19 protein-coding genes are annotated in these 19953 nt (G+C 70.7%); 13 read left to right on the forward strand and 6 right to left on the reverse strand.

Going from position 1 to position 19953, the window contains the following annotated elements; translation table 11 throughout:
• Nucleotides 1–178: 178 nt before the first annotated feature.
• Nucleotides 179–907, reverse strand: coding sequence for a FadR/GntR family transcriptional regulator (locus ACGFY9_RS20885; protein ID WP_393756073.1), 729 nt, complete (start codon nt 905–907; stop codon nt 179–181).
• Between the two features lie 163 nt (nt 908–1070).
• Here ACGFY9_RS20885 and ACGFY9_RS20890 point away from each other — a divergent pair, with 163 nt between their 5' ends.
• From ACGFY9_RS20890 to ACGFY9_RS20925, 8 genes are all read left to right on the forward strand, one after another.
• Nucleotides 1071–2156 carry a sugar ABC transporter substrate-binding protein gene (locus ACGFY9_RS20890; RefSeq protein ID WP_393756075.1) on the forward strand — a complete coding sequence of 362 codons (1086 nt, stop codon included), beginning with the start codon at nt 1071–1073 and terminating at the stop codon, nt 2154–2156.
• A complete protein-coding gene (locus tag ACGFY9_RS20895) occupies nt 2153–3658 on the forward strand; it encodes a sugar ABC transporter ATP-binding protein (RefSeq protein ID WP_393756077.1) in 1506 nt (501 codons plus the stop codon). The genes ACGFY9_RS20890 and ACGFY9_RS20895 overlap by 4 nt, the downstream gene beginning before the upstream one ends.
• On the forward strand, nt 3651–4679 hold the full coding sequence (locus ACGFY9_RS20900) for an ABC transporter permease (RefSeq protein ID WP_393756079.1): 1029 nt from the start codon (nt 3651–3653) through the stop codon (nt 4677–4679). Before ACGFY9_RS20895 ends, ACGFY9_RS20900 begins: the two co-directional genes overlap by 8 nt.
• 61 nt (nt 4680–4740) lie before the next feature.
• Nucleotides 4741–6081, forward strand: a complete 1341-nt coding sequence (locus ACGFY9_RS20905) for an L-fuconate dehydratase (RefSeq protein ID WP_393756080.1) — start codon at nt 4741–4743, stop codon at nt 6079–6081.
• Nucleotides 6078–6833 carry an SDR family NAD(P)-dependent oxidoreductase gene (locus tag ACGFY9_RS20910; RefSeq protein ID WP_393756082.1) on the forward strand — a complete coding sequence of 252 codons (756 nt, stop codon included), beginning with the start codon at nt 6078–6080 and terminating at the stop codon, nt 6831–6833. The genes ACGFY9_RS20905 and ACGFY9_RS20910 overlap by 4 nt, the downstream gene beginning before the upstream one ends.
• On the forward strand, nt 6830–7849 hold the full coding sequence (locus ACGFY9_RS20915; protein WP_393756084.1) for an aldo/keto reductase: 1020 nt from the start codon (nt 6830–6832) through the stop codon (nt 7847–7849). Before ACGFY9_RS20910 ends, ACGFY9_RS20915 begins: the two co-directional genes overlap by 4 nt.
• Entirely contained in the window at nt 7846–8160 is a 315-nt protein-coding gene (locus tag ACGFY9_RS20920) for an L-rhamnose mutarotase (RefSeq protein WP_393756086.1), read from the forward strand. Before ACGFY9_RS20915 ends, ACGFY9_RS20920 begins: the two co-directional genes overlap by 4 nt.
• Nucleotides 8157–8996, forward strand: coding sequence for an amidohydrolase family protein (locus ACGFY9_RS20925; protein WP_393756088.1), 840 nt, complete (start codon nt 8157–8159; stop codon nt 8994–8996). The genes ACGFY9_RS20920 and ACGFY9_RS20925 overlap by 4 nt, the downstream gene beginning before the upstream one ends.
• Here ACGFY9_RS20925 and ACGFY9_RS20930 read toward each other — a convergent pair.
• Nucleotides 8984–10405 carry a lipase maturation factor family protein gene (locus ACGFY9_RS20930; RefSeq protein ID WP_393756090.1) on the reverse strand — a complete coding sequence of 474 codons (1422 nt, stop codon included), beginning with the start codon at nt 10403–10405 and terminating at the stop codon, nt 8984–8986. The genes ACGFY9_RS20925 and ACGFY9_RS20930 overlap by 13 nt on opposite strands.
• Before the next feature lie 135 nt (nt 10406–10540).
• Between ACGFY9_RS20930 and ACGFY9_RS20935 the strand changes: the two genes are divergently transcribed.
• The 3 genes from ACGFY9_RS20935 (at nt 10541) to ACGFY9_RS20945 (ending at nt 14941) form a co-directional block, all read left to right on the forward strand.
• The gene (locus ACGFY9_RS20935) at nt 10541–11896 is read left to right on the forward strand and encodes a DUF6777 domain-containing protein (protein ID WP_393756092.1); all 1356 of its coding nucleotides are present in this window, start codon (nt 10541–10543) and stop codon (nt 11894–11896) included.
• Nucleotides 11897–11965: 69 nt separating this feature from the next.
• Nucleotides 11966–14041 carry a SpoIIE family protein phosphatase gene (locus tag ACGFY9_RS20940; protein ID WP_393756094.1) on the forward strand — a complete coding sequence of 692 codons (2076 nt, stop codon included), beginning with the start codon at nt 11966–11968 and terminating at the stop codon, nt 14039–14041.
• Nucleotides 14042–14077: 36 nt separating this feature from the next.
• Nucleotides 14078–14941, forward strand: a complete 864-nt coding sequence (locus ACGFY9_RS20945; RefSeq protein ID WP_393756096.1) for an Fpg/Nei family DNA glycosylase — start codon at nt 14078–14080, stop codon at nt 14939–14941.
• On the opposite strand, the gene ACGFY9_RS20950 is transcribed toward ACGFY9_RS20945, so the two are convergent.
• Complete coding sequence (locus tag ACGFY9_RS20950; protein WP_393756098.1) at nt 14942–15658, reverse strand: SDR family oxidoreductase; 717 nt, start codon at nt 15656–15658, stop codon at nt 14942–14944. It abuts the gene before it with no gap.
• Between the two features lie 105 nt (nt 15659–15763).
• On the opposite strand from ACGFY9_RS20950, the gene ACGFY9_RS20955 reads away from it, so the two are divergent.
• Nucleotides 15764–16585, forward strand: coding sequence for a helix-turn-helix transcriptional regulator (locus tag ACGFY9_RS20955; RefSeq protein WP_393756099.1), 822 nt, complete (start codon nt 15764–15766; stop codon nt 16583–16585).
• On the opposite strand, the gene ACGFY9_RS20960 is transcribed toward ACGFY9_RS20955, so the two are convergent.
• The 3 genes from ACGFY9_RS20960 to ACGFY9_RS20970 all read right to left on the reverse strand — a co-directional run bounded on the left by ACGFY9_RS20960 (nt 16572) and on the right by ACGFY9_RS20970 (nt 18585).
• A complete protein-coding gene (locus tag ACGFY9_RS20960; protein ID WP_393756101.1) occupies nt 16572–17222 on the reverse strand; it encodes a zf-HC2 domain-containing protein in 651 nt (216 codons plus the stop codon). The genes ACGFY9_RS20955 and ACGFY9_RS20960 overlap by 14 nt on opposite strands.
• 139 nt (nt 17223–17361) lie before the next feature.
• Nucleotides 17362–17883 carry a hypothetical protein gene (locus ACGFY9_RS20965; RefSeq protein ID WP_033279047.1) on the reverse strand — a complete coding sequence of 174 codons (522 nt, stop codon included), beginning with the start codon at nt 17881–17883 and terminating at the stop codon, nt 17362–17364.
• A gap of 156 nt (nt 17884–18039) precedes the next feature.
• Entirely contained in the window at nt 18040–18585 is a 546-nt protein-coding gene (locus tag ACGFY9_RS20970) for a sigma-70 family RNA polymerase sigma factor (RefSeq protein WP_393037343.1), read from the reverse strand.
• A gap of 223 nt (nt 18586–18808) precedes the next feature.
• On the opposite strand from ACGFY9_RS20970, the gene ACGFY9_RS20975 reads away from it, so the two are divergent.
• A complete protein-coding gene (locus ACGFY9_RS20975; RefSeq protein ID WP_393756104.1) occupies nt 18809–19948 on the forward strand; it encodes a CapA family protein in 1140 nt (379 codons plus the stop codon).
• The last annotated feature ends 5 nt before the right edge of the window (nt 19949–19953 follow it).

The raw sequence follows: 19953 nt of genomic DNA on the forward strand, positions 1-19953 counted from the left end.
ATGCAGCCCCGCGCCCCTGGAGGACTCGCCCCTTTGGGGCTCAGTCCTCCTCCGGCGGGTCTCCCTGCGCGGGTGGAGACAGAGCGCACAGTCACAGAGTGGCTGTCCTGTCCGCTGTTCCCCGTGGGCCCGTGACGACTGGCACGGCGCGGATGCCAGGGTGCCTGAACCCCTGCTTCTAGGGGGCGAGCTGCGCCCGCAGCCACTCCTCCACCTCGCCCACGTGCGAGGCCGCCGCCGCGCGGGCCGCTTCCGGGTCGCGGGCCACCAACGCCCGGTGGATCGCGGCGTGTTCGCGGCGGGTGCGGGCGAAGGCGCCCTCCTCCTGGTAGCCGCGCCAGACCCGGGCCCGGAACGTCCGGGACGACAGGCCCTCCAGGATCGCGGCCATGGTGTCGTTGCCGGCGGCGGCCGCGATCTCGCGGTGGAAGGCGAGATCGTGCGCGAGGATCTCCTCCGGGTCGTCGGTGGCGTTCATCGCCGTGAGGTGTTTCTCGACCTCGGCCAACTGGTCCGGGGTGATACGGGCCGCGGCCAGGGCCGTCGCCGTCGACTCCAGAATGCGGCGGACTTCGAGGAGTTCCACCAGACCCGGGCCCCGTGAGAGATCGGCGACGACACCGAAGGTCTCCAGCAGGTCACCGGCCTCCAATTGCGTGACGTAGATGCCCGAACCGTGCCGCGCCTCCAGCACGCCCAGCACCGTGAGCGCGCGGATCGCCTCACGCATCGAGCTGCGGGAGATGCCCAGTTGGGCCGCGAGATCGCGCTCGGTGGGCAACCGCTGCCCCGGCTCCAGGCGGCCCTCGCCGATCAACGCCTTGATCGAGTCGATGGCGCGCTGCGTCACCGTGCCCTTCGGCGGAGCGGCCCCCGGTTCCGTCTCACTCGGCAGGGTCTCGTCCACGCCACTCCTCCTGTCGCCGGTCCGCGCAGTCTAGCCACGGATGTGGTCGGACCACTACGGCTAGAAACCGCGAAAATTTGGCTCCTGAGGGTGTTGTAGCCCCGAAGTGGTCTGATAAATATTCCGGCAACTGCTCGAACACGCTCGATGAGGAGCCCGACAGATGGCCGGCAGCACAGTGCGCAACGGACGACAAGGCAGGCGTTTCTCCTCGTGGGCGGTGCGTGCGACGGCTGCGGCCGCGTGCGGCACCCTCGCGCTCACGGCATGCGGCAGCACCAAGGACACCGGCGCGTCCAGCGCCGGCGGGGGCGGCACGGGCAAGGTCGGGGTGATCCTGCCCCTGCTGACCTCGCCGTTCTGGCAGTCGTACAACGACTACGTGCCGAAGATGGCGAAGTCCGAAGGTGTCCAGGCACTGAAGACGGTCAACTCCAACAGCGACCCCTCGCAGCAGATCACCGACATCAACAACGAGCTGAACCAGGGCGTCAAGGGCCTGGTCGTCGCCCCGCTGGACAGCGCCGCCATCGAAGCCGGCCTCGACCAGGCCGAGCGCAAGGGCGTACCGGTCGTCGCCGTCGACGTGGCGCCCGACAAGGGCAAGGTCGCGATGGTCGTGCGCGCCGACAACGTCGCGTACGGCGAGAAGGCCTGCGAATACCTCGGGGCGCACATCACCAGCGGCAAGGTCGTGCAGATCATGGGCGACCTCGCCTCGGTCAACGGCCGTGACCGGTCGGAGGCGTTCAGGGCCTGCGTCAAGGAGAAGTACCCGAAGCTCAAGGTCCTGGAGATCCCCGCCAAGTGGGAGTCCGACACCGCGGCCTCCAAGCTCGACACGCTCCTCAACGCCAACCCCGACATCAAGGGCATCTACATGCAGGCGGGGGGCGTCTACCTCGCGCCCACCCTCCAAACCCTCAAGTCCAAGGGCCTGTTGAAGAAGGCGGGCCAGGCCGGGCACATCACGATCGTCTCGAACGACGGCATCCCGCAGGAGTTCGACGCGATCCGCAAGGGCGAGATCGACGCCACCGTCTCCCAGCCGGCCGACGCCTACGCCAAGTACGGCATGTACTACATCAAGGCCGCGATGGCGGGGAAGACCTTCAAGCCCGGCCCCACCGACCACGACTCCACGATCGTCAAGCTGCCCAGCGGCATCCTTGAGGACCAGCTGCCCGCGCCCCTGGTCACCAAGGACAACGTCGACGACGCCAAGCTCTGGGGCAACACGGTCAAATGAGCACTCCAGTGACCACTCCGCTGGTGGAGGCGACGGGAATCGTCAAGCGGTACGGCCCCACCGTCGCCCTCGCCGACGGCCGACTGACCGTACTGCCGGGCGAGTCCCACGCCCTCGTCGGCCGCAACGGCGCCGGCAAGTCCACCCTCGTCACCGTCCTCACCGGACTCCAGGCCCCCGACGAGGGCACGGTCCGCTTCGACGACGAGCCCGCGCCCGCGCTCACCGACCGCGACGCCTGGCGCGCCAAGGTGGCCTGCGTCTATCAAAAGCCCACGGTCGTCCCTGAGTTGACGGTCGCCGAGAACCTCTTCATCAACCGGCAACCGCAGTCCCGGAGCGGAATCATCAGCTGGCGCCGGCTCCGCACCGAGGCCGCCGAACTCCTCGACACCTGGGACGTACACGTCGACCCCGAGGCACGCACGGCCGACCTCAAGGTCGAGGACCGCCAAATGGTGGAGATCGCCAGGGCGTTGAGCTTCGGCGCCCGGTTCATCGTCCTCGACGAACCGACCGCCCAGCTCGACAACCGGGAGATCGAGCGCCTCTTCACCCGCATGCGGGCGCTCCAGGAGTCCGGTGTCACCTTCCTGTTCATCTCGCACCACCTCCAGGAGGTGTACGAGGTGTGCCAGACCGTCACCGTGCTGCGCGACGCCCGCTGGATCACCACCGCACCGGTCGCCGACCTCCCGCGCCGGGCCCTGGTGGAGGCCATGGCGGGTGAGTCGATCGCCGAACTGGAGGTCCAGCTCAGGGAGTTGGACACCGAGGCGCCCGTCCTCCTCGACGCGCACGGGCTCACCTCCGAGTCGTACGAGAACGTCGACCTCACCGTCCGCCGGGGCGAGGTCGTCGGACTCGCCGGATCCAGCGGCAGCGGCAAGATCGAACTGGCCGAGTCCTTCACCGGGCTGTACACGCCGACCGACGGGACCGCCCAACTCGACGGCGAGAAGCTGCCGTTCGGGGATGTGCAGGCGGCTCTGAAGGCCGGTGTCGGCTGTGTGCCGCGCGACAGGCACGGGCAGGGGCTGGTCTTCGGCATGTCCATCGGGGACAACGCCACGATGACGGTCCTGGACCGGCTCGGCCGCTTCGGGTTCGTCGGCACCGAGCGCAAGCGCGGCTTCGCGACCGAGCTGATCGACCGGCTCGACATCCACGCCGAGGGCCCCGAGCAGCCCGTCTCCGACCTGTCCGGCGGCAATGCGCAGAAGGTCGTCATGGCCCGAGCGCTCGCCTCCGAGCCCAGGCTGCTGGTCCTCATCAACCCCACCGCGGGCGTCGACGTGAAGTCCAAGGAGTCACTGCTCGCCCGCATGGACAGCGCCCGCGACGACGGCACCGCCGTGCTCGTCGTCTCCGACGAACTCGACGACCTGCGGCGCTGCGACCGCGTCCTCGTCCTCTTCCACGGCCGTGTCGTCGCCGAGCACCCGGCGGGCTGGCGCGACCACGAGCTGATCGCCTCCATCGAAGGAGTGGACCATGGCTGACACCAAGGCGGCCCCGCCGCTCGCCGCCCCACGCGCCACCGGGGCGGGCTCGGCCCGCACGGTCCTGCTCCGCCGGGCCCGTGAACTCGCCCTTGTACCGGCCCTGTTGGTGCTCCTGGTGCTCGGCGCGATCGTCAACGACTCGTTCCTCACCGAACGGAACCTGATCTCCATCCTGGGCGCCTCCGCCGCGCTCGCGATGGTGGTCCTCGCCGAGTCGCTGATCCTCATCACCGGCAAGATCGACCTGTCCCTGGAGTCGGTGGTCGGCATCGCGCCCGCCATCGGCGCCCTGTTGGTCCTGCCGTCGGCGGAGTCCGGCTGGGGCACGGAATGGTCGGCCCCGCTCGCCCTCGTCGCGATCCTCGTGGTCGGCGGGATCATCGGCGCCTTCAACGGCATCCTCGTGGTGAAGTTCAAGCTCAACGCCTTCATCGTCACCCTCGCCATGCTGATCGTGCTGCGCGGTCTGCTGGTCGGCGCGACCAAGGGCAAGACACTGTTCGGCATGCCCGACTCCTTCTTCACCCTGGCCACCAGCACCTTCCTAAACGTCCCGATGTCGGTGTGGCTGGCCGCGGTCTGCTTCGCGATCGCCGGGTTCGTGCTCAAGTACCACCGCGTCGGACGCGCCCTGTACGCGATCGGCGGCAACCAGGAGGCGGCCCGCGCGGCCGGCATCCGCGTCGACCGGATGCTCCTCGGCGTGTCTGTCGTCGCCGGCGTCCTCGCCTCGGTCGGCGGCATCATGCAGACCGGCTACGTCGGCGCGATCAGCGCCAACCAGGGCAACAACATGATCTTCACCGTGATGGCGGCCGCGGTCATCGGCGGCATCAGCCTCGACGGCGGCAAGGGCACCATGTTCGGCGCACTGACGGGCGTACTCCTCCTGGGAGTTGTCCAGAACCTCCTCACCCTCGCCCAGGTCCCGTCCTTCTGGATCCAGGCCATCTACGGCGGGATCATCCTGGTCGCCCTCATGATCGCCCGCGTGACGACCGGCCGCGCCCAGGACTGACCCCACCGGCCTCCGGCACCCGCACGGCACCGGATCCCTGTACCCGACCGAAAGGCCTTCCGTGTCCCCGACCCCCGCCCGCGTTACCGCGGTCGACACCTACGACATCCGTTTCCCCACCTCGCGCGAGCTCGACGGCTCCGACGCGATGAACCCGGACCCGGACTACTCGGCCGCGTACGTCGTGCTGCGCACCGACGCGGCCGACGGGCACGAGGGGCACGGATTCTCCTTCACCATCGGGCGGGGCAACGATGTCCAGGTCGCCGCGATCGACGCGCTGCGCCACCATGTGATCGGCCGGTCGGTCGACGAACTGTGCGCGGATCCGGGGTCGTTGAACCGCGAGCTGATAGGCGACAGCCAACTCCGCTGGCTGGGGCCCGAGAAGGGCGTGATGCACATGGCGATCGGCGCCGTGATCAACGCGGCCTGGGACCTCACCGCCAAGCGCGCCGGCAAACCCCTGTGGCAGCTCCTCGCCGACGCCGAACCCGAATGGCTCGTCAGCCAGATCGACTTCCGGTACATCACCGACGCGCTCACCCCGGACGAGGCGCTGGACATCCTGCGCCGCGGCAGGGCGGCCGCGGACGGCCGTAGGAACATCCTGCTGGAGCGCGGCTTCCCCGCCTACACCACTTCTGCCGGGTGGCTCGGCTACGACGACGAGAAGCTCACCCGGCTCGCGGCGCAGGCCGTCGCCGACGGCTTCCGGCAGATCAAGCTGAAGGTCGGCGCCGACCTAGACGACGACATCCGCCGCTGCAGGGTGGCCCGTTCGGTGGTCGGGCCCGACATTCGGATGGCGATCGACGCCAACCAGCGCTGGGACGTGGCCGAGGCGATCCGCTGGACCAAGGCACTCGCCGAGTTCGACCCGTACTGGATCGAGGAACCCACCAGCCCCGACGACGTGTTGGGCCACGCCACCATCCGCGCGGCCGTCGCCCCGGTCAAGGTCGCCACCGGCGAACACGTGCAAAACCGCATCGTCTTCAAGCAGTTGCTCCAGGCCGGGGCTCTCGACATCCTCCAGATAGACGCGGCGCGCGTGGGCGGCGTCAACGAGAACCTCGCGATCCTGCTGCTGGCCGCCAAGTTCGGCGTCCCCGTCTGCCCGCACGCGGGCGGGGTCGGCCTGTGCGAACTCGTGCAGCACCTCTCGATGTTCGACTACCTCGCCGTCTCCGGCACCACTGACGACCGCGTCATCGAGTACGTCGATCATCTGCACGACCACTTCCTCGATCCGGTGGTGATCCGCGAAGGTCACTACATGGCACCCACCGCACCCGGGTTCTCGGCCACCATGCGGCCCGAGTCCATCGCGCGCTACACGTTCCCCGGCGGCACCTTCTGGGCCGCCGACCTCGACCGCCAGAAGGGACACGCGGCATGACCGACTTCGAGGGCCTCAAGGCCCTGGTCACCGGCGGCGCCTCCGGCATCGGCCGGGCCACCGCCGAACTCCTCGCCGAACGCGGCGCGTTGGTCGCCGTGCTCGATCTCGACCCCTCCTCCGTCGAGAAGCCGCTGCTCGGCTACCGCGCCGACGTCACCGACGACGCCTCCGTACGACAGGCCGTGGCCTCCGCCGTCGCCGACCTCGGCGGACTCGACGTGGTGGTCAACAACGCGGGCATCGGCGCCCAGGGCACCGTCGAGGACAACGACGACGAGGAGTGGCACCGCGTCTTCGACGTGAACGTCCTCGGCATGGTCCGCGTCGCCCGGGCCGCGCTCCCGCACCTGCGCGAGTCGTCCCACGCGGCGATCGTCAACACCTGCTCCATCGCGGCCACGGCGGGACTGCCTCAACGCGCCCTGTACAGCGCCACGAAGGGCGCCGTGTACTCCCTCACCCTCGCCATGGCCGCCGACCACCTCCGCGAGGGCGTCCGCGTCAACTGCGTCAACCCCGGTACGGCGGACACCCCTTGGGTCGGCCGCCTCCTCGACTCGGCTCCCGACCCGGCCGCAGAACGCGCCGCCCTGGCCGCCCGCCAGCCCTCCGGCCGCCTCGTCTCGGCCGCCGAAGTCGCGAGCGCCATCGCCTACTTGGCGAGCCCGCTGTCCGGCGCCACCACCGGCACGTCACTCGCCGTGGACGGCGGCATGCAGGGCCTGCGCCTGCGGCCGGTGGGCCAGTGAGCGCCCTCGGGGAGAGCGGGGTCGAGGTCGGCGGGCTCGGCCTCGGTGCCGCCCCGCTCGGTAACCTGTTCACCGAGGTCGACGACGAACAGGCGCACCTGGCCGTCAACACGGCCTGGGAGCAAGGGATTCGCTACTTCGACACCGCGCCCCACTACGGCATCGGCCTCTCCGAGCGCCGGCTCGGAGCCGCGCTGCGCGACCGCCCGCGCGCGGAGTACGCGATCTCCACGAAGGTCGGCCGACGCCTGGAACCCGTGGAGACGGTGACCGGCGACGACCTCGCCAACGGCTTCGCCGTGCCCGCCACACAGCGCCGCGTCTGGGACTTCAGCGCCGACGGAGTACGCCGCACCCTGGACGCCAGCCTGGAACGGCTCGGCCTCGACCACGTCGACATCGTCTACCTCCACGACCCCGACGAACACGCCGAACAGGCCTTCCGCGAGGGCTATCCGGCCCTGGAGAAGCTCCGCGCGGAGGGCGTCGTCGGCGCGATCGGCGCGGGCATGAACCAGGCCGGGATGCTCACCCGGTTCGTCCAGGATACGGACGTGGATGTCGTGTTGTGCGCCGGGCGCTACACCTTGCTCGACCAGAGCGCCCTCGCCGAACTGCTCCCGGCGGCCGTCGCTCGCGGCAAGTCGGTGGTCATCGGTGGGGCCTTCAACTCCGGTCTGCTGGCGGACCCGAAGCCGGATGCGACGTACAACTACGCCCAGGTGCCAGGGGAGTTGCTGGACCGCGCCCTGCGTATGAAGGCAGTGGCCGAGCGTCATGGCATCACGCTGCGCGCGGCCGCCCTGGCTTTCTGCGCGGCTCACCCGGCTGTGGCGAGTGTCCTGGTCGGGGCCCGGTCGGCGGCCGAAGTGCGGGACTGCGCCGAGCAGTTCGCCGTTGCCGTGCCGGCCGCGTTCTGGCAGGAACTTCGGGACACAGGTCTCCTGTCCGCCGACGCTCCAGTTCCCGACCTGGACCTCGCCCTCACCGAGGAACCGTCCGAGGAGCCGTCATGAGAGTCGCCCTGCACACCAAGGTCCGCCCCGACCGCATCGCCGAGTACGAGAGCGCCCACCTCGACGTCCCCAAGGAACTCACCGCCGCGATCCGCGCCGCGGGTGCCACCTCCTGGACGATCTGGCGCAGCGGCACCGACCTCTTCCACGTCCTGGAATGCGACGACTACGGCCGCCTGCTCGCCGAGTTGGACCAGCTCCCGGTGAACGTGGCCTGGCAGGCCCGCATGGCCCAGCTCCTCAACGTGGTGCACGACTACTCCAGCCAGGGCGCCGACGCCGGCCTGCCCGTCGTATGGGAGCTGCCATGACGGTCGACGCCCACCACCACGTCTGGGATCTCTCGGTCCGCGACCAGGACTGGATCACCGGCCCCGAACTCCAGCCCCTGCGCCGGGACTTCACCGTCACCGACCTCGAACCCGAGGCCCGCGCGGCCGGCGTCGACCGGACCGTCCTCGTCCAGACGATCACCGTCGCCGAGGAGACCCCGGAGTTCCTCGCCCTCGCCGACGCGCACGACCTGATCGCCGGAGTCGTCGGCTGGACCGACCTCACCCGCCCGGACATCACCGACGAACTGGCCCGCCTGCGCGAACTTCCCGGCGGCCGTTACCTCAAGGGCATCCGCCACCAGGTGCAGGGCGAGCCCGACCCGAACTGGCTGCTGCGCCCGGACGTCCGCCGGGGCCTCACCGCCGTCGCCGACGCGGGACTCGTGTACGACCTGCTGGTCCTGCCCCACCAGTTCCCGGCCGCCGTGGAGGTGGCCGCCTCCCTGCCCCAACTCACCTTCGTCCTCGACCACTTGGGCAAACCATCCGTCGCCTCGGGACAACTGGAACCCTGGGCGACCTCCCTCCGCTCCCTCGCCGCGCTCCCCAACACGTACTGCAAACTGTCCGGCCTCGTCACGGAGGCTGACTGGAAGACGTGGAGCACGGACGACCTGCACCCCTACGCGGACACCGCCCTCGACGCCTTCGGTCCGAGCCGCCTGATGTTCGGCTCGGACTGGCCGGTCTGCACCCTGGCGGCGACGTACGGCCAAGTCGCCGATGCGGCAGGTGAGTTGACGGACGACCTCGGTGCGGATGAACGCGCCGACGTCTTCGGGGGCACCGCCACCCGCGTCTACGGCCTCTGACTTTCTGCCGCCAAGCGTGTCGGCGGCAGATACTCCCGTACGAACGTCCGCTCCCAGCACGCGCCGGTCTCCCGCAACTCCCGCCAGCTCGTGTAGCGGTAGCGGAAGAGCCGGGCCCGGACGAAGCGCGGGGGCGCGTCGGGCGGGAACGGGGAGCGGCGCAACAGCCGTAGCGTGTCCCGGTCGTTCTCCAGGAGGCGTTCCACCAGGGCGCCGAACCACGGCTCGGCGTAGCCGGGGGACAGGGCCGCGAACCACATCATCCAGTCCAGCCGCAGATGGTACGGCGCGAACTGGCGTGGCCAGCGCCGCGGATCGCCCGGCTTGCCCCTGAACTCGTACTCCCGCCAGCCGGAGTCCTCGCGGGGTACGTCGTCCGCCGTGCCCTCGACCACCACCTCGTAGCGGATGCGGCTGACGGTGCCGAACGCGCCGTAGGAATTGACCAGATGGAGCGGGTCGAAGGAGCGGTTCATGATCTGGCGGCGGGAGATCATGTTGCGGACCGGGCGGTGGCTGAGCCAGAGCAGCAAGGCCGCGACCGTGAAGACCACGACCTCGTACCAGATGGGTGGGTCGGGTACGGGCGGTGGTGTGTGCGGGAAACGGATCGCGGACAGCGCCAGCACGATGGTGATCCAGTTCAGCCAGGAGAAGTTGCCGGACAGGACCAGCCACAGCTGGGTCGCGATCATCAGGGACGCGGCGGCCGTCGCGATCGGCTGAGGGGTGAACAGCAGGACGGGGACGAGGAGTTGGGTGACGTGGTTGGCTGCTACCTCGACCCGGTGCAGGGGGCGGGGGAGGTGGTGGAAGAACCAGCTCAGCGGGCCCGGCATCGGCTGTGTCTCGTGGTGGAAGTCCAGGCAGGTCAGCTTGCGCCAGCAGGCGTCGCCGCGCAGTTTGATCAGGCCCGCGCCGAACTCCACCCGGAACAGGATCCAGCGGAGCAGGAACAGCACCACGACCGGCGGGGCCACCCTGCCGTTGCCGAGGAAGACGGCCAGGAAGCCGACCTCCAGCAGCAGTGACTCCCAGCCGAACGCGTACCAGGTCTGGCCGACGTTGACGATCGACAGGTAGAGGACCCAGGGCAGTAGCCACAGCAACATCCCTCCCCAGAGCGGCAGTCGGGAGTCGAGGCCGGCGGCGAGGGCTGCCGATACCGCGCAGCCCGTCCACGCGCAGGCCGCGAAGAAGCGGTCCGTGTAGTGGAGTCGGAAGATGCTCGGGGCCTGGCGGAAGGGCATCCGGGCGAGGAAGCGAGGGGCCGGCAGCATGCCGCGTTCGCCGATCAGCGGGCGGAACTGGCGGGCCGCCGTGAGGAACGCGATCAGGTAGACGCCGGCCAGGGCTCGCTGGAAGACCAGTCGGCTCAGCCAGTAGTCGGGTGCCGTGAACCATGCCATGACCGTGCGTTCCTCCCTCCATCGTCGCGCCCGAGCGGACCGTCACTCTCCGCGTTCCACGCCTCCGGTTGCGTAACCCAAGTGAGTGAAGCAGACAATAGTGGCGAATCACCCGGCTTGAGGCGGGAGAACACGGTGCGCACATCCACCGGAACCATCGCCACGGCCTGCGCGCTCTCGGCGACGCTCCTCGTCGCCGGCTGCGGCGGCGACGGCGGCAAGGGCACGAAGTCGAGCGGCGAGGTCTTTCTGCAGCCCGTCGCGGCACAGGGCCCCGACCCCTTCACGGACTCCACGGCCACCGCGCCGAGCGTCCCACCACGGGTCACCCGAACGCCGCAATCGACACCTCGGCGGTCGGCGCCTCCGCAGGCGGCATCCACGGGGACCGTGTCCACGCCCTCCGGCCACCTGCGTAGCGTCTCCGGCGCCACACCCGGCCTGTACGGCGGGACCGCGCGGACCGGCAGCTGCGACGTCGAGCGGCAGATCTCCTATCTCACCCGCGACCAGGCCAAGGCCCGCGCCTTCGCACAGGCCGAGGGGATCTCCCCGGGCGGTATCCCCGGCTATCTGCGCGGACTGACCTCGGTCGTGCTGCGCGCCGACACCCAGGTCACCAACCACGGGTTCCGGGACGCGGGGGTGACCGGGTTCCAGTCGGTCCTCCAGTCCGGTACCGCGGTCCTCGTCGACAACCGGGGCGTGCCCCGCGTCCGCTGCGCCTGCGGCAACCCGCTCAAGCCGGGCGCGGCGAGCCAGGGTGCGATGGCAGACGACAGTCGGCCCTGGGCCGGGTTCCGGCCCGCCGAGGTGGTCGTGGTGACCCCGGCACCCCAGGTGATCACCAACATCACGATCATCGACATCGTCGACAACACGTGGATCGAACGGCCCCTCGGTCATCGCGGGCCCCATCACGACCACGCCGTACCCCGGCCGCCGCACGTGACGCCGACGCCGACGCCGTCGCACACCGGGCCGTCTCCGCGACCGCACGACAGCGGGTCCGGCGTCTCGCCCGGCACCAGTACGAGCCCCTCGCAGAGCCCGAGCGACAGTGCGAGCGCTTCCCGGAGTCCGAGCGGCAGTACGAGCCCCTCGCCGAGCGACGAGAGCCTGTCGCCCGGTGGCAGTCCCACCCCGGAGGGCTCGGCCGACTGCGTCTCCCCGACCGTCACGGTCACCCCGGGCATACCCGGCGACACGGCGGCGTCCCCCGGCGCCACGGACTGCCCCGCCGCCACCGTCGCGGCCACCCCGACGACCAGCCCGCCCGGCAGCACGTCCACCCCCTCGCCGCGCGGACCCACCCCGAGCACCGGGACGCCCTCCGCGTCGCAGCCCTCCCAGGGCCAGGACTCCCCGGACGAGATCGGCCCGCCGAGCGTGCCGGAGACCCCCGACCTGCCCGACGGCGGCGGGCTGATCCCCGACGACACCACCACCGGCAGCATCTTCGACAGCCCGACGAACGTGTTCGACGGCTGACCGCGCAGGGTGCCGCCGTAGCGCTCGGACAAGTCGATTAATCGGGCAAATCCTGGCAAGGTGGGCTGCATGGTTGATCGGGGAGCGAGCGCCCTGTCACTCCCGGACGACTGGCCCGCCCACCCGGACCCGATCCTGGCGCTCAACCGCATGGGCAGCTTCGACTGGGACCTGGACAACGGCCTGTTCCACATGGACGCCCAGGCCCACGAGGTCTTCGACCTGCGCCCCGACGAATACGACGGACGCCCAGAGTCGCTGGCGATCCGGGTACCGCCGCCGGAGGGCTACCGGCTCGACGTCCTCGTCTCCCAGGCCATGAAGGACGGCAGCGAGAACTACGGCGCCTACTTCCGCATGCGGCTGCGCGACGGCACCCTGCGCTGGACCCACACCCAGGGCTACATCCGGCGCGACGAGACAGGCCGCCCGCGCCGGATCATCGGCATCGTCCGGGACGCCACCCAGGAACTCGCCGAGAGCGCGGCCCGCCGTGAGCAGGCCGCCCAGGACGCGGCGCTGCGCCGGCAGACCAACGTCGTGCAGCTCACCACCGCCGCCCTCGCACACGCCCGTACCGTTCAGGACGTCATCGACGTCCTCAAGGACACCCACGGACTCGTCCACCTCGGCGCGACCAGCCTGGTCATGGGCCTGGTCGAGGCCGGCCGTATCCGACTGGTCGCGGAGGGCCCCGAGGACAGCTTCGTGCCCGGCACGGAGGTCACCCGGATCGACGAGCCGTACCCGATGGGGGAGGTCGTACGGACCCTCGCGCCGGCGTTCATCGAGTCGCCGGAGGAGTTCGCCGAGCGGTATCCGCTCCTGTGGCAGAACATCACCGAGCTGAACATCACCGCCGCCGCCTATCTGCCGCTGATCGCGCAGGCGCGGCCGATCGGTGCGATGGGTCTGCTCTACAACGACCGGCGCGGTTTCTCGGCGGACGAGCGCAATGTGCTCGTCGCGCTGGGCAGCAGCATCGCGCAGAGCCTGCAGCGCGCCATGTTCTACGAGCAGGAGAAGGACCTCGCGCAAGGTCTTCAGCAGGCGATGCTGCCGCGCGCGATCCCCAGTGTGCCGGGCGCCGATGTCGCCGTGCGCTACCGGTCCGCGAAGCTCGGGCGGGACATCGGCGGTGACTGGTACGACCTGATCCCGCTGCCGGGCGGGCGGGTCGGCGCGGTCATCGGCGACGTCCAGGGCCACGACACGCACGCCGCCGCCGTCATGGGGCAGCTGCGTATCGTCCTCAAGGCGTACGCCGCCGAGGGGCACACCCCGGCCACCGTGATGGCCCGCGCCTCCGTCTTCCTCCACGAACTCGACACCGAGCGCTTCGCCACCTGCCTCTACGCCGAGGTCGACCTGTCGACCGGAGTGGTGCAGGTGGTCAGGGCCGGCCATATCGACCCGCTGGTCCGGCAGTTGGACGGGACCTCGCGCCGTATGACCGTCGTGGGCGGGCTGCCGCTCGGCCTGTCCGCCGAGTTCGGGCGGCTCGAATATCCCGTCTCCACCATCGAACTCGACCCCGGCGAGACCCTGTTGCTGTGCACCGACGGCCTCGTCGAACAGCCCGGGGCCGACCTCGACGACGGTATGCAGACCCTCGCCGCGCTCATCGCCTCCGGCCCCGACGACGTACGCGACCTCGCCGATCTGCTCATCGACGTGGCCGAGGAACGCGGCGGCGAGGACGACGTGGCGCTGCTCCTGCTGCGCCGGCGCGGCCTGGACGCCCCGCAGTCCGGTGGGCGGCTCCAGCAGCACGTGGCCCTCGGCGACTCCGAGGCCCTCACCGAGGCGCGGCACATGATCCGGGCCGCGGTCCGCGCGTGGGGCGCGGGCGAGCGCTCCGACGAGGTCGAGCTGGTCGCCGACGAGCTGATCACCAACGCGCTGATGCACACCGAGGGCTCCGCGATCGTCACCCTCAGGGTCCTCAACGGCACCGAACGGAGGCTCCGCGTCGAGGTCGAGGACACCTCCAGCGCCCTCCCGCGCCGACGCGAGGCGGGCGAGAACGGTGTCTCCGGACGCGGTCTGCTCCTTGTCGACCTGCTCACGGACGTGTGGGGCGTGGAGGCGCGCGGCAGCGGCAAGTGCGTGTGGTGCGAGTTCCTGGTCCCGGACCGCACCTGAGCTGACCCCACGGGCCTCTGATGGCACCCTGGACGTATGCCGGAACTCCCCGAGGTCGAAGCGCTGAAGGACTTCCTGACCGAACACCTCGTCGGCCACGAGATCGTACGGGTACTGCCCGTCGCCATCAGCGTCCTGAAGACGTACGACCCTCCGCTCACCGCGTTGGAGGGGCACGAGGTGGTGGCCGTGCACCGCTACGGCAAGTTCCTGGACGTCGAGACGGCCGGCGGCCCGCACTTCGTGACCCACCTCGCCCGCGCGGGCTGGCTGCACTGGAAGGACCGCCTCCCCGACGGCCCGCCCCGCCCCGGCAAGGGCCCGCTCGCACTCCGCGTGGCCCTGGAGGACGGCGAGGGCTTCGACCTCACGGAGGCGGGCACGCAGAAACGCCTCGCGGTGTACGTCGTCGCCGACCCGCGGCAGGTCCCGGGCGTCGCCCGCCTGGGCCCCGACCCGCTCGCCGACGACTTCGACGAGACACGCTTCGCCGCGCTCCTGAAGGACGAACGCCGCCAACTCAAGGGCGCCCTCCGCGACCAGACCCTGATCGCCGGAGTGGGCAACGCGTACAGCGACGAGATCCTGCACGCGGCCAAGATGTCCCCCTTCAAGCTCGCGTCGTCCTTGACCCCGGCCGAAACGCACACGCTCTACACGGCCCTGCGCACCACCCTGACGGAAGCCATCGAACGCTCCCGAGGCGTAGCGGCAGGCCGCCTGAAGGCGGAGAAGAAGAGCGGCCTACGCGTCCACGGCCGCACCGGCGAACCCTGCCCGGTCTGCGGCGACACCATCCGCGAGGTCTCCTTCAGCGACTCGTCCCTGCAGTACTGCCCGACCTGCCAGACGGGGGGCAAGCCGCTGGCGGACCGGCGGATGTCGAAACTGCTCAAGTAGCTACCACGGAACAGCGGTCCCGTCCCACGACAGGAACCGCCCCGTCGGCCCGTCGTCCGGCAGCAGCGCCAGATCCACCGCGCCCCGTGCCGCCTCCGCCGGGTCCCCGTCGCTTGCGGCGGCCCGTTCGTTGAGGTCCGTCGCTCGTAGGCCGGGGGCCAGCGCGTTCACCTTGAAGCCCTCCGCCGCGAGGGACTGGGCGTAGAAGAGGGTCAGGGCGTTGAGCGCCGACTTGGACGAGCGGTACGCGGCGCCCGCGCCGGCGTGGGCGGCGAACTCCCGCTCCGGGTCGGCGCTCCAGGTCAGGGAGCCGGTGCCGCTGGACACGTTCACGATGCGGGGGCGCGGTGAGCGGCGCAGGGCCGGGAGGAACGCGTTGGTGACGGCCAGGACGCCGAAGACGTTCGTCTCGTACGTACGGCGGAAGTCGTCGAGGTCGGCCTCCGGTGCCGGGCTTCCGCCGGCCATGATGCCCGCGTTGTTGACCAGGACGTCCAGGGCGTCCACCTGGCGTGCGGCCGCCGCGATGCTGTCCGTGTCCGTGACGTCGAGGATCAACTGCCTTGCGCCGCCGCCCAGTTCGGCTACGGCCCGTTCGCCCCGGCCCGCGTCGCGCGAGCCGACGTAAACGGTGAACCCCTCGGCGACGAGCAGCCGGGCAATTTCCTTGCCGATGCCCTTGTTGGCTCCGGTGACGAGTGCTGTGGAATCGTTCATGGGGACGACGATTCCGCAGCCGGGGCCGCCGAACCAGGGACAACCGATCCCTGGCAGCCGGAGGGCAGGCAGAGGGTGGCCGGACGGCCGTCGGAGGGAGGCACCGTGACCGGGAAACAGGAACTGGCCCGATTTCTGCGCGGGCGGCGGGAGTTGCTCGTGCCCGCCGATGTGGGGTTGGCCGGTGAACCGTCCCGGCGGACCCTCGGGCTGCGGCGGGAAGAGGTCGCCGAACTCGCCCACATGTCCGTGGACTACTACGCCCGCCTTGAGCAGGGTCGTGGCCCGCGTCCGTCGCCCCGCATCCTGGACGCCCTCGCCGGAGTGTTCCGGCTGACCCCGGCCGAGCGGACCCACCTGTTCCGGCTGGCCGGGACGCAAGTGACGCCGCTCGCCGCGCCGGTGCGGACCGTCCGCCCGCATGTGGCGGCCCTGCTGTGCCGTATCCCGGACACGGCGGCCGTCGTCACCGATGCCACCTACGACGTCATCGCCTGGAACCCGCTTGCGGGTGCCGTGTTCGGCGGTGATTTCGGCGTGCGGCCCAACCTGGCGCGTCGGCGCTTCCTGGGTCGGCCCCCGGAGAGTTCCAGTGCCGAGGAGTTCGGTCACATCGTGGTGTCCCGGCTGCGGCGCGCCGCCGACCGCTACCCCTACGACCCCGGACTCGCCCGTCTGCTGGGCGAACTGCGCGCCGGGAGCGAGGAGTTCAGAGCGATCTGGGAGACCGGTCCCGTGCACGCCCCCGGCCATCGCACCAAGACCCTCACCCACCCGAAGGTGGGCCGGCTCCACGTGAACTGCGACGTGCTCACCGTCCCGCACGACGACCAGCAGGTCGTCTTCGTCACCGCGGACCCGGGGACCCCCTCCGCACGGGCCATGCGGCAACTGGCCCTCACGGGCCGGGAGTTCAGTGCGAGATGAGCCGTACCAACTGCTGTCCGTCGGCCGTCCGTACGTCGTAGTGGTCGATCTCGGTGGGGTGCATCGCCGAGCCTCCCTGCATCGTGATCATCGTCGCGTCGTGCTCGGGCACCATCCAACTCGTCACGGTCTGCTCGGAACCGTCGCGGCCGACGACCACGAGACGACACGACCGGGGGCCCGCACCGTCCTTGATCTTCAGGGACACATCACTGCCGTAGTTCTCGTTCGCGGCCGTGACCTGCGCCCACACGCCCGACTTGGCGTCGGTCGCCGTGAGTTGCACGGCACCGTCGCCGTGCGCGGCGAGCGTCGCCACCGCGGGACCGCCCACGGCGAACACCACCGAGGCGGCCACGGCGTACAGAAACCGCCGCCGTCCGGCCCGGTGCCGCGAGGCCACCTCGCCGAGCAACCGGTCCAGCAGCCGCGGACCGGGTTGTGCCATGGGGTGCACAGAGCGCGGCGTCGCACGCCGGTACAGCATCAACTGCCGTGAGGCGGGACCGAATTCGGTCACATGAGCCGCGCAACTGGTGCACTCCATGAGGTGATCCTCGAAGCGGAAGGCGTCCGCCTCGTCCAGCACGCCGAGCGCGTACGCGCCGACGTCGCGATGCCTTTCCAGGGACCTCATGCCGAATCCTCGTGCCGTTAGGTGCGGGTGGGGTTACTCCTTGCTCCCATCGGTACGCACCAGACAGTCGAATCACTCAAGGCACACAGAATCCCAAGTAACTGATTCGGAGCGGCCGGGCCCGCGGATTGGTCCCATCTCAAAAAAGATGGATGGCGAGATGGCCGAGCGGCAGACCCAGCTGCCAGGCGGGCGTCCAGACCTTCGGTCCGTCGTCCTCACCGGTCACCGGACCGCCTCCCGGCCCCGGCACCGCGTCCAGATCCGGCGCGAGCAGCTCGGTCTCCTCCAGCCAGCGCCAGGCGGCCTCCGCGAGCGCCAGGTCCGGTGCGTCCGCTCCGGATTCGGCGGCCTCGGCCGTCAACCTGGACATACGTGTCGCGACCCAGTCCTGCCACGGCTGGTCGTACGCCGTGAGCGAAAGCCAGGTCTCCAACTGGGTCACCACGCGGATACCGGACAACTCGCCGTCCGTGTCGGACAGGAAGATGGTCAGCGCCAGCGCGTCCCGACCCGCGCGGAACTCGAAGGATGTCGGCGGCATCAGGTCGCCGGTCCGCAGCAACTCGTCGGCGATGTACTCGGCGTACAACCACGCCATGGGGACGGTGAGTTCACCGCCACCGGTGCCGTCCGTGCTCTCTTGACCTCTGTGCAGCATCCCTTCCTGCCTTCCTCCGGTGCGTGCGCGTCGCCCGGCCCGAGGCTCCGTCAGGAACCCCGAGCCCCCCAGTCCGGAACACGGATGAGGACAGCCGATTACTCAACCAGGGTCCTGAGCAAGGCGCTTTACGGAGGTTTGACTAAGGAGTTGGTTTCACCGCAGGTCGGCCGCATAGCCCGGAAGCACCCGGCGCAGGGCGCGGAGCGCGTAATAGGCACGGGACTTCACCGTACCGGGCGGAATACCGAGGGCCGCCGCGGCCTCCGCCACACTCGCCCCCTGGAAGTACACGAGCACCAGGACTTCACGGTGCTCCGGAGTGAGAGTCTTCACAGCCTCCCGCACATCGAGCGTCGCCGCCGACCGTTCCGCGTGATCGGCACAGACGCGTGCGTTCTCCAGCACCGCGTCCCCGACCTCCGGCGGTCGCGCCTGCCGCGCCCGGCGCGCGTCGATGGCGAGCCGCCGGCCCACCGTCAGCAGCCAGGGCCGTACGGACTCGAAGGCGTCGGCGCGCAGCGCCTCGGGGTGCTGCCAGGCCCGTACGAGGGTCTCCTGCACGAGGTCCTCGGCGCGCTGGCGGTCGCCGTCGCAGAGCCGGAGCAGCAGCGCGAAGAGCGGCCTGCCGTGCTCGCGCTGCAGTGCGGCGAGCTCGTGCTCGGCGGTCGTTCCGTCTCTGAGCGTGGGTCCGGCCGTCATGGCCGTATGGCATCGCAGGGGGCCGCCCGGGGACAGGGGGCGCACGCGGGGCTTGCGGCGGACGGTCGATCGCGTCGACGAACGGTGCGACGAACGGTCCGCGTCCCCCGGCGATCCGCCGCACGCGCACACCGGACGGGTCATCAGAGGCCGGAAGTCGTTTGCCGGGACGGTGAAGTTCATACCTATTGGTGGGTAAATATGACCACAGTGGGGTGAATTGATGATCGCACGCAGACAACAGGTGGCCGTCGCCGTCGCCGGGATTCTCACCGCGGCCGCCGCCTGCCAGGCCCAGCACCACGACTCGAAGGCGTCCGGCCGCCCGGCGCCCCCCGCCGCCCGCGGCTTCACCCTCGTCGCCGCCGGTGACATCCTCCCGCACAACTCCGTCGTCGACCGCGCCCGCTTCGACGCCGGCGGCACCGGCTACGACTTCCGGCCGATGCTCGCCGCGGTCCAACCCCTCGTGTCCCGAGCCGATCTGGCGCTGTGTCACATCGAGAGCGTCTACGGGGACTCGACCGGCACCGCGGCCCTCATCTCCCCGCCCGAGGTGGCCCAGGGCCTCGCCGCGACCGGCTACGACAGCTGCTCCACCGCGTCCGACCACAGCCTCGACGAGGGCGCCGTCGGCATCCAGCGCACCCTCGACACCCTCGACCGCGCGGGCGTACGTCACGCGGGAACGGCGCGCACCGACGCCGAGGCGCGCGCGGTCACCCTGCTGCGCGCCGGTCCGGCGAAGGTCGCCCACCTCGCGTACACCGCCGACACGAACGGCGTCCCGCTGCCGCCGGCCGAGCCCTGGGCCGTCAGCCTCCTCGACCCCGCCCGCGTCCTCGCCGACGCCCGGGCCGCCCGCCGCGCCGGCGCCGACGTGGTCGTCGTCTCCCTGCGCTGGGGCACGGCCGGCCAGAACGCGCCCGACCCGCAACAGCTCGCGCTGGCCAGGGAACTCACCGCCGCCCGCACCGGCGGCCGCCCCGACATCGACCTGATCCTCGGCACCCAGGCCCACGCCCCGCAGGCGTACGAGAAGGTCAACGGCACCTGGGTGGTCTACGGGCTCGGCGACCAGATCACCGGCGAGATGTACGACAACGCGGGCACCCAGGACCCCGGCGGCAACCTGAGCACCCTCGGCCGCTTCACCTTCGTACCGCCCGCCCGTCCCGGTGGGCGCTGGGAGGTGACGAAGGCGGAGTTCGTGCCGCAGCTGTTCGACATCGACGCGGGCCGGGTCGTCGACGTCAACCAGGCGATCGGCCAGGGCGCCGACCTGACCGGCGACCGCGACCGTGTCCGCGAGGTGGTGCTGAGCCGGGGCGCGGCGAAGGACGGGCTGGCGATGGGGAAGTGACGGAC

This window comes from Streptomyces sp. NPDC048504, assembly GCF_043200035.1.
Lineage (GTDB): Bacteria > Actinomycetota > Actinomycetes > Streptomycetales > Streptomycetaceae > Streptomyces.

Coding starts and splice junctions, on each gene's coding strand:
- ACGFY9_RS20900 (WP_393756079.1), top strand. CDS start 3,651: ATGGCTGACACCAAGGCGGCCCCGCCGCTCGCCGCCCCACGCGCCACC.
- ACGFY9_RS20975 (WP_393756104.1), top strand. CDS start 18,809: ATGATCGCACGCAGACAACAGGTGGCCGTCGCCGTCGCCGGGATTCTC.
- ACGFY9_RS20960 (WP_393756101.1), bottom strand. CDS start 17,222: ATGAGGTCCCTGGAAAGGCATCGCGACGTCGGCGCGTACGCGCTCGGC.
- ACGFY9_RS20920 (WP_393756086.1), top strand. CDS start 7,846: ATGAGAGTCGCCCTGCACACCAAGGTCCGCCCCGACCGCATCGCCGAG.
- ACGFY9_RS20970 (WP_393037343.1), bottom strand. CDS start 18,585: ATGACGGCCGGACCCACGCTCAGAGACGGAACGACCGCCGAGCACGAG.
- ACGFY9_RS20945 (WP_393756096.1), top strand. CDS start 14,078: ATGCCGGAACTCCCCGAGGTCGAAGCGCTGAAGGACTTCCTGACCGAA.
- ACGFY9_RS20925 (WP_393756088.1), top strand. CDS start 8,157: ATGACGGTCGACGCCCACCACCACGTCTGGGATCTCTCGGTCCGCGAC.
- ACGFY9_RS20895 (WP_393756077.1), top strand. CDS start 2,153: ATGAGCACTCCAGTGACCACTCCGCTGGTGGAGGCGACGGGAATCGTC.
- ACGFY9_RS20940 (WP_393756094.1), top strand. CDS start 11,966: ATGGTTGATCGGGGAGCGAGCGCCCTGTCACTCCCGGACGACTGGCCC.
- ACGFY9_RS20890 (WP_393756075.1), top strand. CDS start 1,071: ATGGCCGGCAGCACAGTGCGCAACGGACGACAAGGCAGGCGTTTCTCC.
- ACGFY9_RS20965 (WP_033279047.1), bottom strand. CDS start 17,883: ATGCTGCACAGAGGTCAAGAGAGCACGGACGGCACCGGTGGCGGTGAA.
- ACGFY9_RS20950 (WP_393756098.1), bottom strand. CDS start 15,658: ATGAACGATTCCACAGCACTCGTCACCGGAGCCAACAAGGGCATCGGC.
- ACGFY9_RS20910 (WP_393756082.1), top strand. CDS start 6,078: ATGACCGACTTCGAGGGCCTCAAGGCCCTGGTCACCGGCGGCGCCTCC.
- ACGFY9_RS20930 (WP_393756090.1), bottom strand. CDS start 10,405: ATGGCATGGTTCACGGCACCCGACTACTGGCTGAGCCGACTGGTCTTC.